This is a genomic window from Arthrobacter sp. AG258 (assembly GCF_004364695.1).
In the GTDB taxonomy this organism is placed as follows: Bacteria; Actinomycetota; Actinomycetes; order Actinomycetales; family Micrococcaceae; genus Arthrobacter.
Genome location: NZ_SOBI01000009.1, coordinates 1 through 15109 on the forward strand (window position 1 = coordinate 1; position 15109 = coordinate 15109).

Genomic DNA, 15109 nt, shown 5'->3' on the forward strand with positions numbered 1-15109 from the left:
CCACGGGGTGGCGGATCCAGCCAAAACAACCAATCCATAAAACAATTGGTATCAACAAACTTGGCACACTATTGAGTTCTCAAACAACAGACACACCCGGCACCACCACAACCAAAAACCAGTCGCAGATCGCTCCGGAGCAACTTTCCAAACTTACCCGATCCCCCACCCCAACGCAAATCCATCACTCAGGACCCACACCAGGAAGAAGACCACCCCAACCCACCAGGCTCGCCACAAAGCGAACCATTTTCCAGGCCGTTCAGAAGGGGATTTTCGCCGCTATCTTTCCGCATCAGCGGCGGCGACTCAGAAAACAATACACGCCCACCAACCCCACCGCAAATCCAGGAACAGGGGGCTCCGCACACTGCCGGAAACCGCGAATTTCCGCGGTTTCCGGCAGTTGAGGTCCGTCTTAGCGGCCGGATCTCCGTCTTATGCGTTGAGTCACAGTGATGACTTGGGTACGCCAGCCGCGTGGCGTGGGTCTTCGTCGGGCTGCCCATCCGCCTCCCGGTCATCCGCGGATGCCGCGGCCGGTCCGCCGTCCACAGAATGGCGGCCGCTCCCGCCGTTGTCGCCACGGGTCTTCAGGAGGCTGGCCACCGTGGCAACGGCGATGGTGGCAGCGATGAACAGCAGCGAGAACCAGATGGGGATCTCTGGGACCCACAGGAGCGGCTGGCCGCCGTTGATGAAGGCCAGTTCGTTCACGTGCAGTGCGTGGAAGACAAGCTTCACGCCGATGAAGGCGAGGATGACGGCGAGGCCCTGGGCCAGGTAGACGAGGCGTTCCAGCAGTCCCCCGATCAGGAAGAACAGCTGGCGCAGGCCCATGAGGGCGAAGGCGTTGGCGGTGAAAACGATGTACGCCTCGTTGGTAAGCCCATAGATGGCCGGAATGGAGTCAACGGCAAAGATCAGGTCCACAAAGCCAATCGCAATGATGGTCAGCATCATGGGGGTATAGAAGCGTTTGCCGCCTTGCTTCACTGTGAGCTTGTCGCCGTGGTATTCGTCGGCAATCGGCAGGACGCGGCGCACCAGTTGCATGAACTTGCCGTCAGCAGGGTTGGAATCGTGGCTGCCGAAAGCCTGCTTGTAGGCGAGGAAGAGCAGCAGCGCACCGAAGATGTAGAAGATCCAGGAGAAGTTCTCGATCAGGCCGGCGCCGATGGCGATGAAACCGCCCCGAAGAATCAGCGCGATGACGATGCCGATCATCAGCACTTTCTGCTGGTACTTCTTCGGGACAGCGAACCCGCTCATCACGATCAGGAAGACGAACAAGTTGTCGATCGAGAGTGCCTTCTCGGTGAGGTACCCGGCGAAATACTCGCCGCCGTAGGACCAGCCGGACACCAGGCCGATGCCAACTCCGAACAGGAGGGCCAGCCCAATGTAGAAGGCCGACCAACGCGCTGATTCACCGATGGAAGGCTCATGGGGTTTGCGCACGTGCGCGAAAAACTCGTAAACGAAGAAGAGGACTGTCACAGCAAGGGTGATGATCCAGATCAGTGGTGTTACCTGCATTTGGGTACTCCAAGGGTTCGGCGTTGACTATTACGCCAAGGTCTCCTCCGCCCGGACTGATTCGGAGCTGACGGCCCGGGATGCTTCGCTGCATCCGTATTGACGGGCCAACCACAGACGGGAGTACTCCCCTTGATTCGTCAATTCTAACGTACGCCGGCGGTACGCATCAAAAGCTTTTCCCCGCACCTCGCCGCCGGCAGTTGGGGGTCGGGTGCAGGGCTGTCAGCGCAAACAATGCTGTCCGTCGAGGGACATTGGCCCCTGGCCCGCCACAGGCTCGGCAATAGAAAATAGACTCGGGCATTCCACGACGCCGTGGTTGCCGGGACCGAGGATGGGGCATTGTGGAATCCAAAACCATTGTCGTGGGCTATGACGGTTCGGAGCCGGCTGCACTGGCTGTCCGGTGGGCTGCGAGGGAGGCGTCCCGGCGCAAGGTTCCCCTCCATCTGGTGCATTGCACCTTGTGGCCACTGCTGACGAAGAACCTGGGGCCAGTCCCCGGCATCAAGGACAGCGGGCTCCAGCACGCGGCGGAAAAAACACTGCAGGAGGGCGCCGCCCACGCGCGCCAGTCCGCCCCGGATGTGGAAGTCCGGACCAGTCTGTTGTCCGGGAGCCCCAACGTCAATCTGCCCAGGCTCTCCGCTGGCCAGGACATGCTGGTCCTCGGGAGTCGCGGACTCGGCGGATTCATGGGCCTGCTCATCGGCTCCGTCAGCCTTGAGATGGCAGCCACCGCATCGTGTCCCGTGGCTGTGATCAAGCCCGGCGAAGACCCTGACGGCCCCGTGGTGGTCGCCGTTGAGGACCCGGAGTCCTCCGCGGCACTTGAGGATGCTTGCACCGCGGCCGCCTCGTCGGGAGCCCGGCTGGTCATCATCCACGTCCGGACGGTTCCGGCCGGCTACCGGCTTGTCCGGGACCCTGTTGACCCCGGTGCCGCGGCCGAGGCTCTGCTGGACTCGGCTGTTGCCAAGGCGCAGGAGTTGGCGCCCGGGCTTATGGTCGAACAGCAGCTCCTGACCGACACCTCTGTACCCCGCGCCATCCTGCACGCAGCCCAAGGCGCACGCCTCACCGTCGTCGGGACGAAAGGCCACGGACTGATCAAGGGAAGCATCGGTTCGACGGCCCATGCCGTCCTCCACCATGCCAAGGGTCCAGTGCTCGTTTCCCGGCGCCCGCCCGCCACCAAGGCAGCGCACGAGTCCTAATCCGGGGCGGAGGTTGGTGCCCGGTCCTGCAGCTTGGACGCCTTCGCTTCGATGGCGTCCAGATCCCTGACCGCGAACCGGTGGTGTTCCCATTCTTCATGAAGGATGACGTGCAGGCAGTCCAGCGTGGTGACAGTGAAGCGTGAATCATCCGGTGCCGGATGTGTCCTCTGCAGTTCCTCCTCTGTGGCTCCGGCGATGAAGTCCCGGACCATGGCGACGCGCCCGGCGCGGACCTTGAGCACCTCATCGTAGGAAGGGTGAGTTTCCTGGAAGACGGACATGTCCAGTCCATCAGTCTCGTATTCGGCGTTCGGCAGCCCCATGGGGTGGTAGGGAGGTTCGATGCCAAGGACCGCGCCGCGCAGCCATTTGTCCGTGGCCATCACCAAATGCCGCATTGTCTGCGCGAAGGACCACTCACCGTCCACCGATATCTCCTCGGTGCCCGGCGGCAGCCCGGCGAGCCGCTGCCCCGTGGTGTCCCAGGTTTCCTGCAGGACTGCCCACGCCTCCCGCAAACCGTCTGGCCCTGCGGCATGCCGCAGCTGCCTGCCGGGGAAACGCCGGTTCAACTCGGCATCGACCAGCGGAGCCACGTCCACCCCGTTCACAAGCAGGGACCCGCCGTCTTCCAGCAGCCAGGGCGAGTCGATGTTCGCGTCTTCGATCTCGACGCCGCGCATCACCACCCTGGCGAGGCTACTGCGAATAAACCGGGCCCCGCGAAGACTGACGTCGAAAAACTCAGCGCCGCGCAGGTCATCGGATCCGGTGAAGGTAGCCATGCGCGCTATCATTCCCCGTGGCCTGCCGCAGTTCAAGGAGTTCCCGCCACATATCCTGCAGCTTCCCGGGGCACCGTCTTTCCGGGAATGAAGGTTCCGTTAGCTAATTTGCGATGCCGCCATGCCTGCTGCAGGCGCCCTGGCGAGTGGCACTGGGCCAGACATAACCGTCCCTGCAGATAATGGTGCCCCCGACGGCGGGAGCCGCCGGCGCAGCAGGAACGGCCGCGGGAGCAGGCGCCTGCGCCGCCTGCTGAGCCGCGGCGGCGGCAGCTTGGTCTGCTGCCGCTTTGGCAGCAGCAGCTTGATCAGCCGCAGCCTTGTCCGATGCCGCTTTGTCCGCCGCGACTTTGTCGGCAGCGGCCTTCGCGGCCACGTCTGCAGCTGCCTTGTCAGCTGCAGCCTTCTCGGCCGCAGCCTTTTCAGTGGCGATCTTTTCCAGGGACTTAACGCCAAGGTGCACCGTGGAGCCCTTTGCTGCCTGGGCTCCGTTGGAAGGGTCCTGGGTCAGCACCTGCCAGTTCTTCTTCACGATGATCGATTTGCCGTCAACAGAGTCAACCGCGTCAACCTTGAAGCCAAGCTTCTCCAGTTGGTCCGTCGCCGTGTCCAGGGTCAGCCCTACAACTCCCGGGACCGTGACGGAGGCTTCCACCGTGGCAGTCGCCGATGCCGCGGAGGCCGGCTCCACCGCAGCCTGCTTGCCGCCGCCGCAGCCGGTCAACATAAGTCCGGTCAACACAGCCAACGCCAGCGTCTTCTTCAACCTGCCGGCGGCAGGCCCGATGTTTTCTTTCATGATTCCCCCTAGGAATGCGTGATGGTGATGGTGGAAAGAGAGCCCGGCGAATCCCGGGCAAGAGCCCTACTCGCAGGCGACGCCGTCGGAGTCGCGGTCCAGCGCCGGCCGGTATCCGGCCTGGCCCGCGTAGATCGGCGCCGCTCCTGCGGCCCTCGCCGCAGTGCAGTTGGCGTAGTACACAGCCGCCGCGGGGGCGGCCGCAGCAGGCGCGGGCGCAACCGGAGCGGGCGCGGGAGCAGCCGCAGCCGGCGCCGGCGCAACCGGAGCCGCCACGGGAGCTGCAGGAGCAGGCGCAACGGCGGAAGGTGCCGGCTCGGCAGCGACGGGCGGCAGCGCCTGCTGGTTGGTCGGTGCCAGCTGCCCGGTGCAGTCGCCCAGGATTCGTGCCATCGCGTCGTGCTCCGCCTGGGTCACCCACAACCCGTACGTGGCCTTCACGGAAATTTGCCGGGCAACGTACTCGCACCGGTACCCCTTGTTGGGCGGCAGCCAGGTGGCGGCGTCACCGTCGCCCTTTTGCTGGTTGGCAGGCCCGTCAGTCGCCTGCAGGTTCAGCGGGTCATTCGCGAATGCCGTCCGCTGCCCGGCGGTCAACTGCTGGGCCCCCTTCTGCCAGGCGTCGCTCAACGCCACCACGTGGTCGATCTGCACGGCGGTGCTCGTCGCGGATCCGCGTACGAAACCGATTGTGGTGCCGGTGTACGGATCGGCGAGGGTGCCGGACTGCACCTTGCAGGGCACATTGTTCGTGAACGTGATGCCGGTGAGGTCCCGCTGGAGGATGTCATTGCGCGTATCGCAACCGTTCCGGTCCACGTCCGCCCATGCCTGCCCGAATTGCGCCCGGTCATAGCCCGTCTTCGGCGCGCGGCCCTTGATGGCAAGCGTTGCAAGCAGGTCGATCGCCTTGGTGGCGTAGGCGGGCTGTGGGTTGGGCGCTGCCGCGGAGACGCCCGCCGCTACGGCGTTGGGGGTGTCCGGGTCCAGCGGCTCGCCGGTGTCCCCAGTCGTGGGCGTAGGAGTGGGCATGGACGACGGCGTAGCCACGGCCGCCGCAGCGACGCTCGCTGTCGCTGCCCTCGCCGTAGCCCTGCTTTCCGCGGAGGCGGCCTCAAGGTCCGCGCCTGCGACACGGGGCAGCGCTACGGCACCACCGATGAGAAGGGCGAAGGACGCGGCTATGGCGACGGCGCCGGCCTTGCGTTTCGCCGGCAGCCGGGCCCAGGAGCGCCTTCCAGTGATCACGACGTAAAGACCAGTCAGCGCACCGGAGATGCCGAGGAAAATCAGGGCGCCTCCAACACCGCCGCTGAGTGCGCCCAAAAGCATGAAGATGGCGGTAATTGCTCCGATGGCAAACGTCGAAGTGCGTGGATTCCGCGGCGGCTTCGGCGTCGGCGCGGATTGAGCAGCCCCCAAGAGGGTCTCGTAGTCGGACATTCTTCCCCAATGATGAGGACGCCGAGCAAGTCGGCACCCCTTTTCTGCCGGGCCTTCTGCTAAGCCCTGCAAAGCTCGATGCCGCTGAGCCTACGGCCCCATGATGTGCGGATTTGCCGCCGCCGTGAATACTCGGCCAACATTCAGCCAGTCTTGAGGGAACCTTGAGGAAGCGGCCTTCCCACGCGTCACAATGCCGGCAGGAAGGCGACTGGACCTGCGCCGGACGACCGTTCCCCGCTGGCATGGGCAAAGGTAGAGTTGCCCGCATGCAGATGCGCCTCGAAGTGGTCCAGGTCCCGGTTTCCGACGTCGAGAAATCAAAAGCCTTTTACACCGAACAGCTGGGCTTTGTGCTGGACCATGACGTGGAGCACATCCCCGGCATGCGCGTTGTCCAGCTGACGCCGCCAGGTTCTGCCGCCTCGGTAGTGATCGGAACCGGCATGACCGCCATGGCTCCGGGCAGCCTGGAAGGTCTTCAACTGGTGGTTCCGGACCTCCCGGCCGTCCGCGATGAACTAGTGCAGCGCGGGGCCGAGATCAGCGAAATCCAGGACCTGGGCGGCGTCCTGTTCGCCTACTTCAGCGACCCAGACGGCAACCGCTGGGTCATGCAGGGACAAACCCCGCCCGCCGTCCGCGACGCCCACAAAGCCGGCTAGCCCGCGGGCCGGTCCCGGACCATCCGCAGTTCCGGCACGCTTTCCCACTCCGGCGGCAGGTTGCCGCGGCCGCCGTCGAACCTAAAGCCTTGGCGGCGGTAGAAGGACTGCGCCTTGACGTTCTCCTCAAGAACCCACAAATAGGCGGGCGAACCGCCCAGGGCGGCCTCCAGCAGGGCCTTCCCCAGCCCGCTCCCCTGTGCGCGCTTCAGTACGAAAATCGAGTACAGCTCCAGCGCGAACGGGCTGTCTTCCTGGCGCGGCGGTCCGGCGTCGGCAAGGCCTACAATCTCGCCGTTGGCGTCCTCGGCGACGATCCGCGGGTGGGGAGCCTCAAGATACGGCCGACGCCGGGCCACGCGTTCCGGGATTGAGCGCCGCCGCTCAGCAAAGAATCCGGGCGAAAGCAGGTGTCCGTAGCTTTCTTCGTGCGCGGCCGTATGCATCAAGACGATGGCCTCGGCATCCTCCGGGCTGGCCCGTCGAAGTACATAATCCATCGCTCCAGCCTAATAAGGGCGGCACCGGATTAATGTGTTGCCGGGGCCGCCGTGGATCCGCGGACCACCAGTTCGGTGCCCAGCTCGATCCGTTGCGGCAGTTCCTCGTCGCCGTCCAGGTGCCGGAGCAGGGCACGCATGGCGGTTTCCGCCATCTGCACCACCGGCTGCCGGATGGTGGTGAGGCCCGGCTCAACCCATTCGGCGGCCGGGATGTCGTCGAATCCAATGATGGACAGGTCTTCCGGGATGCGCAGCCCGGCAGAGCGCGCCGCACGGTAGGCGCCCAGTGCCTGGTCGTCGTTGCCGGTGAAGATCGCCGTCGGCCTGTCCGGCAGTTCCAGGAGCTTGCGCGTGGCCGCCTCGCCGGCCTCGATGGAAAAGTTGCCCGGCACCATCAGGGCCGGGTCCAGCGCAATGCCGGCCCGGCGCAGCGCGGAGATGTAGCCGTCCTCGCGGGCGCTGCTGCATTGCAGGTCCTCGCGTCCGCCAATCATGGCGATCCGTTTGTGCCCCAGCTTGAGCAGGTGTTCCGTGGCCGAGTAGCCGCCCTCCCAGTTGGCCGCGCCCACCGTCATCAGGTCCGGTCCGGGCTGGCCCACGGGGTCGATCAGGACCACCGGGATCCCCAGCGATTTCACCCGCTGGATCTGTTTGGCGTCCAGCTGGTACACGGCCATCAGCAGGCCGTCGGATTTACGCTCCGCGAGGTTTGCCAGCCAGGGCCGGATTCGGGACCCGTCCAGGCTCAGGCTGCTCACCACGGTTCCGTATCCGGCGTCCTGCGCCACCCGCTCCACGCCCTCGATGATCTCCAAGGCCCATTCCGAGCCCAGGCCGGGAAACACGAGGTCCACCAGGCCGGCCTTCTGCCGGCGCTTGGCCGGGCGGCGCGCGTAATCGCGGCGCGCGATGATTTCCTCCACCCGCGCCCGGGTCTCCGCGGCGACGTGGGCATGCCCGTTCAGCACCTTGGACACGGTGGGAACGGATACGCCGGCCTCGCGGGCAATCTCGCTGATTGTCGCGCGCCCGGTGTCCTGTTTGCTCACCACGGAAACCACCCTTTCACCCGGGTCACGCACCCGGGGCTAGTTATCGGAAAGTTCCCACGCCTGAATCCGGCCGCACATGCCGTAAATCCTGCGGTTTTCCCGTTTTCCCATCGTAGTTCGCGCGTTCGCGAGATAGATACTTTCCGCCGTGTCCAGAGAAACCAGTTGCCGCCGGGTGACCTCGGCCTGCCGGGCTGCGCCGGCTGCCAGAAGCCCGGCCCAGGCTCCGGCCCTGGCGGACGCCAGCCGGGCGGCCGCGGCGTGGAATCCCGCCAACGCCGCCGGCCCTGATTCGAGGACAGCGTCCTTGAGCGCCAGGTAGCCTTCGAGCGCCAGGTCACGACGACGGCGCGCGGCTTCCTCGGCTGCGGCCAGTCCCGTGTCGGCATCCGTCTGCTCCAGGACCGCGGCGCGGCGGTACGCTGCCGGGTCGGTGAGGTGCTCCGGCGGGAAGGTCATCACGGCGTCCCCGTGTTCGGGCAGCCCTGCGTTTTGCATGACCACCAGGATCTTCAGGTCCCCCGAATCGTTGATGGCGCGGTGGACTGTACCGGGGGTGAACCAGAGAACCACGCCGGGCTCCAGCGCAGTGGTGGTGAACCCTCGTGAATCAAGGGTCTCCAGCCGGCCCGCTCCCGCCAGCACCACGTACGCCTCGGTGGAGGCGGTGTGCACGTGCGGCGATCCGCCGGCGGCGCCATCCGCCCCCGGCCAGTCGTAAATGCTGATCTCGGACAGGCCGGTAGCACCCGGGAACGTTGAGCCCATACTCAGGCCCAATTGCCAAGGGCGGTTTGCGCGGCCGCCGCCAGCGCCGCGGCACGGCCCTGGTCCACGCCGCCGTCGGCGATCACCACCGCATACCGGTACGTCAGCGGCTCACCTGCCCGGAGCGGGACCTCGGCGCTGAAGAAGGGTGCTGAACCCAGGCAGGCGAACATGGAGGACCGCGCGAACCACTGGTTCGGTGCGCCGGGGTTCGAACCGTCTTCCACGAAGGCAACGGTGGAGGACCGGCAACTGACGTCGTGCTTGCCGGTAAAGGCGATCCACGGCGATCGGGTGCCCATGAATTCGTCGGTACCGGCGCCCTCCTGGTTGCGGAATTCGCCGCCGGTAAAAGACCGTGGGCCGCGCCAGAAGAGACCGCCGTAGCCAGCGTTGTGGCGGCCTTCCGTGGTGGGGCTGCCGATCCTGATCTCTGCCCCGGAGATGTTGTCCATCCGGGTTTCGAAGAGGATGGCGTAGGCACCTCCGGTTTCGTCGCCGGCACCGCCGTCCGCCAGCAACTGGACGCTGAACCGGCGGGCCTCCGCAATGACCGGGCCACCGTCCTGCGAGGTCCAGGTGAGGGATTCCGCTGCGGTGATCCCTGCGGCGGAGTGCTCGATCCCGGTGAAGGCGGTGTGGGTCATGGCGCCGTTGTTGTCCAGGTTGGCGTACTCGGTGGCGCGTGTGTAGGTGGCTCCGCCCCAGAAGTTGTGGCTGCCCACGTTCGGGAGCGCCCAGGAGAGCCCCTTGTGCCAGACGTGGTCCCAGGGCCGGGAAATGGTCACGTCGTCTCCGCCCAGGGTGGTCAGCGGATGGAAGAACGGTCGGGGGCTCTCGTATTGGGGGTCGGTGGGCCGGTAGGTATAGGTGGCGATGGGCTTGCCGTCGGCGGTAAACGTGAGGGCTGCGCCGTCGTCGGTGACATCCAGCCGGGCTGTGTGGACGGCTGCAGGGGCGGTGGTGGGCATGGCGGGAGGCTCCTTGGGTGTGGGGTGTCAGGCGCGGGCGGCGTCGAAAGCTGTTTCGTTGAGGGCCGTGGCATCCAGGGCGGCGGTGCCCAGCCCGTCTCCGTCCATCCCGCCGTAGAAGGGGTGGCCGGGGACGATCTCGCCGCGGCGGACGGCCCTGCCAGTAAAGGCGGAGGCGTAGATCGCGGCAGCGAGCTCAAGGGTCTGCCGGGCGGAGTCTGCGCCGGCGGGCAGCGGAAGCCCGGCGTCGAGCGCTTGGTACATGGCCAGGAACTGGGCGGAGTGTCCGCTGCCGCGTTCCAGCGGCCGGCTGCGCCATTCGGAGCGGACCCGGTCTTCGTGGCCCGGCGCGGCGGTAACGGTCCAGTTGTCCGTGGCGTAGCCGTAAAGGTGGCTCAGTTCCACGGTGGCGAACTCGCAGTCGATCCGGATGTCCGAGGTCTCCCGGGGCGAGAGCAACGAGTTGACGATGGTGGCCACGGCGCCGTTGCGGAACCGGACCAGCGCGGCGGACAGGTCTTCGGTGGACGTGGCACGTGCCTGCCTGCCTGCTATCGCGGTGACTTCCTCCCACGGTCCCAGCAGGTGCAGGAGGAGATCGAATTGGTGGATGCCGTGGCCCATGGTGGGGCCGCCACCCTCGGCGTTCCACGTGCCGCGCCAGGGCAGGTCCCAGTAGCTGTCCGGCCGGTACCAGAGGGTATCGCAGCGGGCCACCAGCGGGCGGCCGAACCCGGCGCCCCCGATCAGTTCCCGGGCGGCCGCGGCGGCATCCCCAAACCGGTGCTGGAACACGCAGGAGAACTGGGCGCCGCCTTTGGCCTGGGCCTTCTCCAGCCGGTCGAAGTCCGCCAGGCTCAGTGCCGGGGGCTTCTCCGAGAGGACATGCACCCCGGCTTCAAGGCATTCGATGGCTTGGTCGATGTGCAGCATGGGCGGGGTGCACAGGTGCACGATGTCCGGCTGGGCCCCCGCGAGCAGTTCGGCCACCGTGAGGTATGTGCCGGGAATGCCGTGCTTCTCCGCAAAGGAGTCCAGCCGGCCCTGGTCCACGTCGCAGGCTGCGACGAGCTCGGCGCGCCCGCCTGTCCGTGCCAGGTTGTCCGCGTGGACCGCGGCGATCCCGCCGGTGCCCACAATGGCCACTTTGTACGTGCGCATGTTCTCTCCGTCGTTGCAGTGAAGTCGTTGCCCAGAAGCGTGCCCCGAAGCGGTTGCCGTGATGATGCCGGACCACCCGGCATTGCACCGGCCGGGTGACCCTGCATCGCCGATGCTCCTAAAGAAACTTTCTATGCTCTCTTCGAAGTTTCGGATGCTCGCTACAGCTACCTGCCCAAGGCTTGTTTTCAACCGTAGGAAGATTTTGATTCCAGAGTCAAGGGGTTTCGATCTAGAAACTAAACACAAGTTTCTGATACTTTCTTAGAAACATCGTCCGATCCTAGGAGACGTCCGTGACCAGCGGTGCCGCCGAAAAGCAAGCCCTCCCCTCACCCGCGGCGGGCGTCGAGCCGCCTTCCGCCGTCGGACACCTGTCCCTCGAGGAGCTGGTGCGGCAGATGACCCTTGAGGAAAAACTGGCCCAGCTGGTGGGCGTGTGGGTAAATGCTTCCACTGAAGGCGACTCTGTTGCCCCGTTGCAGAACGAAATGGCAGGCGACGCCCGTTCCTGGGAGGACGTGATTTCTGCGGGCCTCGGCCAGATCACCCGGATGTACGGCACGGTTCCGCTGGAACCACTTGAGGGGGCGCGCCGGCTGGCCGCTGCGCAGGAGCAGATCATGGCCGCCTCACGGTTCCGGATCCCCGCGCAGGTGCACGAGGAATGCCTGGCCGGGCTGGCCGCCTGGAAAGCGACCGCCTTCCCTGTACCGCTGGCCTGGGGCGCCACCTTCAACCCGGTGCTGGTGCGCCGGATGGCCGGCTTGATCGGCGGCCAGATGCGGCAACTGGGCGTCCACCAGGGCCTCGCGCCGGTACTGGATGTGGTGCGGGACCTCCGCTGGGGCAGGGTGGAAGAAACCATTGGCGAGGACCCCTACCTCGTGGGCACCGTGGCAAGCTCTTACGTGAAAGGGCTGGAAGCCGAAGGGATCATTGCCACCCTCAAGCACTTCGTGGGCTACTCCGCCTCACGCGCCGGGCGGAACCACGCGCCCGTCTCCATGGGCCCCCGGGAACTCGCGGACGTCATGCTGCCGCCGTTCGAACTGGCCATCAAGCACGGCGGCGCCCGTTCCGTGATGCACGCCTACACGGACACCGACGGTATTCCCGCCGCGGCAAACCGTGCCCTGCTGACCTCCCTGCTCCGGGACGAGTGGGGCTTCGCCGGGACCGTGGTGGCGGACTACTTCGGCATCGCCTTCCTCAACGCCACGCACGGCATCGCCGCCGATTCCGGAGAGGCTGCAGCCCTGGCGTTGGCAGCGGGCGTGGACGTGGAACTGCCAACGGTGAACTGCTACGGCCTGCCCCTGCTTGAGCGCGTGCGCTCCGGCGAGGTACCCGAATCCCTGGTGAACACCGCACTCCTGCGGGTGTTCCGGCAAAAGCAGGAAGCCGGGCTGCTCTCGCCGGACTTCGACCCAGCTCCCCCGGCCCTGGCTGCCGGCGCCATCGACCTTGACCCTGCGGCCCACCGGGCGCTGGCCCGGGAGATCGCCGCGCAGTCCCTGGTGCTGCTGACCAACAGGGCGCACGACGACGGGCCAAGCCTGCCGCTGCCGGCGGCGGCTTTGGCGTCGGTGGGCGTCGTGGGGCCGCTGGCGCAGGACCCGTTCGCCATGCTGGGCTGCTATTCCTTTGACGCCCACGTCGGCGCATCGCATCCCGAGGTGCCCATGGGCATCCGGGTTCCGACTGTGGCCGGTGCAGCCGCCGAGCGGTTTGGCCGGATCCGGACCGCCGCCACGGGAACGTGCGAGGCCATCAGCGACACGCAGGTCCTGGAAGCCTGCCGGATTGCCTCAGCGGTGGACACCTGCGTGATCGTAGTGGGTGACAATGCGGGCCTCTTTGGCCGGGGCACCTCCGGCGAAGGCAACGACGCTGCCGACCTGCGGCTCCCCGGTGACCAGCACCGCATGCTGGACCAGGTCCTCACGGCTGCCGAGGCCGCCGGCACCCGCACCATCGTGGTGGTCCTCAGCGGCCGGCCTTACGCGCTGGGCGACTTCGCGGCCAGGGCCGGAGCGATCGTGCAGGGGTTCTTCCCGGGCGAGGAGGGCGCCGAGGCGCTGTGGGACGTCCTGACCGGAGCCGTGACTCCGTCCGGCAAGCTGCCGGTTTCCGTGCCGCGGACCTCCGGCGGACAACCGGGCACCTACCTGCACAGCCGCCTGGCCGGGCCGTCCGGCGTCAGCGCACTGGACCCCTCACCGCTGTTCGGTTTCGGGCACGGCCTGTCCTACACGACCTTCGACTTTTCCTGCCACACGGCCAGCGGGCCCACGATGACGACGGCGGGCTCCGTCACCGTGGGATGCTCGGTGGCCAATACCGGCCCGGTTGACGGGGCGGAAGTGGTGCAGCTGTACCTCGAGGACCCGGTGGGCGAAGTGGTGCGGCCTGTCCGTGAACTGATTGGCTACGTCCGGGTTGACCTTGCGGCCGGCGCCGCGGCCCGGGTGGAGTTCACGGTGCACGCGGACCGGACCTCCTTTACCGGGGTGGACCTGAAGCGGGTGGTGACCCCGGGCTTGGTGAAGCTGCATGTTTCGACCTCCAGCAGCCGGGACCTCCACACCCACGAACTCATCCTGCACGGCGGCCGCCGCGAGGTGGGCTTTGACCGGGAGATGCTGACACCGGTAACGGTAACCCCGCTTTAGCCGTGCCGACCGGACATGTCATCCCCGGCCGTGCACCGGCCTGGCGTTAGCCGGGGGTTCCCCAACCTCATGGATGCCATGGCCGCTGCAGGCCGTCTTGGTGACGACGGCCCGCTCGATGCGCGAGACGGTGAACCACCGCATTGCGTCGCGCAGCCGGCACCACCCAACCAGGTACCACTGGCCGTTGGTGGCGGCGAACAGCACCGGCTCGACGTCGCGGGTGGTGGCGGTCCCGTCCCCCGCTGTGTAGCGGAGGCGGATCACGCGCTGCTCGGCCATCGCCTCCTCCAGTGCGGATTTGATGGCGCGGGACGAGGCGGGAAGCGCGTTGACCCAGACGCGGTGGGCCAGCTCGTCCGCTTGTGCCCGGGTTTTGGGATCGAGGACATCCATGATCTTTCGGACACCTGCTGCTGCCAGATCGGCGTAGGGGGCATCAGGCGCGGCGGACACCGCTGCCATGAGCGCCACGGCCTGGGCCGGTGACAGGCTGACGGGAGGCAGGGACGCACCTCCAGCCAAACCGTAGCCACCGCCCGGACCCGGCCGGGACCATACCGGCGCCCCGCTGTTCTCCAACGCATCGAGGTCCCGCTTGATGGTGCGAACGGATACCTCAAACGCTGCAGCCAGCCGTTCGGCGGAAATCCCCCGCCTGCCGCTGCGGCGCAACATCTCGGAGAGGGCATGGAGCCGTTCGACCCGCTTCACCGTTCAGGCCCTGGCAAATTCATGACATAAATAGTGACATACCCTTGTCCGGTACGCCTGCGAGGGTATTGGCATGACAACTACTTCAAGCCGTCCCATTGTTCTCATCGCCGGCCACTGGCTGGGCGCCTGGGCGTGGGACGAAGTGCTGGAACACCTGGCAACCGACCACTCCCGCGCAGTCGCGATGACGCTGCCCGGCCTCGACGTGGACGATCCCGGGCGTGCGGCAAAAACCCTCGACGACCAGGCCACAGCGGTCCTGGACGTCATCAGCCGGCTCGGGGCCTCTGCGGACCAGCCCGCCATCCTCGTCGCCCACAGCGGGGCAAACGCCCCCGTCAGCCTCGTCCTTGACCGACACCCCGAACTTGTCCATCGAGTGGTGTGGGTCGACTCCGGCCCTGTGGCACCGGGAAGCGCCTTCGGCGCGGGCATCCCGGAAGAGTTGGCGGAGTTTCCGCTGCCGCCCTTCGATGTCCTCGGACAGCAGGCGAGCCTCGAGGGCCTGAGCCCGGAAGTCCTCGAGCGTTTTCGGGCCCGGGCCGTCCCTGAACCCGGGCCTGTGCTTCGTCAGGCCGTCGAGCTCAGGAACGATGCCCGCCACAAGGTCCGGACCACCCTGGTGTGCTGTTCGATCCCGAGCGCGCAGGTGCTGGAGCTCGCCCGCGCCGGGCATGCCATGTTTGCAGAAGTCGCGCACCTCGAACACCTCGACGTCATCGACCTCCCAACGGGGCACTGGCCCATGTGGAGCCGTCCCCGCGACCTCGCCAAAGCCATTGGGTCAGCCGCGTCCCGCACAAACTGA

Annotated in this window: 14 protein-coding genes; 4 read left to right on the forward strand and 10 right to left on the reverse strand. The window is 66.6% G+C overall.

The window, feature by feature from the left end:
* Positions 1 to 450: 450 nt before the first annotated feature.
* Complete coding sequence (locus tag DFO47_RS17320) at positions 451 to 1539, reverse strand: TerC family protein (RefSeq protein WP_133832441.1); 1089 nt, start codon at positions 1537 to 1539, stop codon at positions 451 to 453.
* A 347-nt stretch (positions 1540 to 1886) separates the two neighbouring features.
* Here DFO47_RS17320 and DFO47_RS17325 point away from each other — a divergent pair, with 347 nt between their 5' ends.
* Complete coding sequence (locus DFO47_RS17325; protein WP_347876408.1) at positions 1887 to 2759, forward strand: universal stress protein; 873 nt, start codon at positions 1887 to 1889, stop codon at positions 2757 to 2759.
* Here DFO47_RS17325 and DFO47_RS17330 read toward each other — a convergent pair.
* From DFO47_RS17330 to DFO47_RS17340, 3 genes are all read right to left on the reverse strand, one after another.
* A complete protein-coding gene (locus DFO47_RS17330) occupies positions 2756 to 3547 on the reverse strand; it encodes a DinB family protein (RefSeq protein ID WP_133832443.1) in 792 nt (263 codons plus the stop codon). The two genes, DFO47_RS17325 and DFO47_RS17330, sit on opposite strands and share 4 nt — an antisense overlap.
* Positions 3548 to 3650: 103 nt before the next feature.
* Positions 3651 to 4346: a PASTA domain-containing protein gene (locus tag DFO47_RS17335; RefSeq protein ID WP_243835525.1), complete on the reverse strand. Its 696-nt coding sequence runs from the start codon at positions 4344 to 4346 to the stop codon at positions 3651 to 3653.
* A gap of 66 nt (positions 4347 to 4412) precedes the next feature.
* The gene (locus tag DFO47_RS17340; protein ID WP_133832444.1) at positions 4413 to 5678 is read right to left on the reverse strand and encodes a DUF1524 domain-containing protein; all 1266 of its coding nucleotides are present in this window, start codon (positions 5676 to 5678) and stop codon (positions 4413 to 4415) included.
* Positions 5679 to 6058: 380 nt separating this feature from the next.
* On the opposite strand from DFO47_RS17340, the gene DFO47_RS17345 reads away from it, so the two are divergent.
* Positions 6059 to 6454: a VOC family protein gene (locus tag DFO47_RS17345; RefSeq protein ID WP_109863989.1), complete on the forward strand. Its 396-nt coding sequence runs from the start codon at positions 6059 to 6061 to the stop codon at positions 6452 to 6454.
* Here DFO47_RS17345 and DFO47_RS17350 read toward each other — a convergent pair.
* Genes DFO47_RS17350 through DFO47_RS17370 form a run of 5 tightly spaced genes read right to left on the reverse strand, consistent with a single transcriptional unit; the run spans position 6451 to position 10909 of the window.
* Entirely contained in the window at positions 6451 to 6954 is a 504-nt protein-coding gene (locus tag DFO47_RS17350; RefSeq protein WP_133832445.1) for a GNAT family N-acetyltransferase, read from the reverse strand. The two genes, DFO47_RS17345 and DFO47_RS17350, sit on opposite strands and share 4 nt — an antisense overlap.
* Positions 6955 to 6983: 29 nt before the next feature.
* Complete coding sequence (locus DFO47_RS17355) at positions 6984 to 8009, reverse strand: LacI family DNA-binding transcriptional regulator (protein ID WP_133832446.1); 1026 nt, start codon at positions 8007 to 8009, stop codon at positions 6984 to 6986.
* Positions 8010 to 8045: 36 nt separating this feature from the next.
* The gene (locus DFO47_RS17360; protein WP_133832447.1) at positions 8046 to 8777 is read right to left on the reverse strand and encodes a cupin domain-containing protein; all 732 of its coding nucleotides are present in this window, start codon (positions 8775 to 8777) and stop codon (positions 8046 to 8048) included.
* Positions 8778 to 8779: 2 nt separating this feature from the next.
* Entirely contained in the window at positions 8780 to 9748 is a 969-nt protein-coding gene (locus tag DFO47_RS17365; RefSeq protein WP_133832448.1) for a PmoA family protein, read from the reverse strand.
* Between the two features lie 27 nt (positions 9749 to 9775).
* Entirely contained in the window at positions 9776 to 10909 is a 1134-nt protein-coding gene (locus DFO47_RS17370) for a Gfo/Idh/MocA family oxidoreductase (RefSeq protein WP_133832449.1), read from the reverse strand.
* Positions 10910 to 11205: 296 nt separating this feature from the next.
* Between DFO47_RS17370 and DFO47_RS17375 the strand changes: the two genes are divergently transcribed.
* Positions 11206 to 13584 carry a glycoside hydrolase family 3 N-terminal domain-containing protein gene (locus DFO47_RS17375; RefSeq protein WP_133832450.1) on the forward strand — a complete coding sequence of 793 codons (2379 nt, stop codon included), beginning with the start codon at positions 11206 to 11208 and terminating at the stop codon, positions 13582 to 13584.
* 18 nt (positions 13585 to 13602) lie between these two features.
* Here the strand turns inward: DFO47_RS17375 and DFO47_RS17380 are convergent, their stop codons facing one another.
* Positions 13603 to 14298: a WYL domain-containing protein gene (locus tag DFO47_RS17380; RefSeq protein WP_133832451.1), complete on the reverse strand. Its 696-nt coding sequence runs from the start codon at positions 14296 to 14298 to the stop codon at positions 13603 to 13605.
* 73 nt (positions 14299 to 14371) lie between these two features.
* Here DFO47_RS17380 and DFO47_RS17385 point away from each other — a divergent pair, with 73 nt between their 5' ends.
* Entirely contained in the window at positions 14372 to 15109 is a 738-nt protein-coding gene (locus tag DFO47_RS17385; protein ID WP_133832452.1) for an alpha/beta hydrolase, read from the forward strand.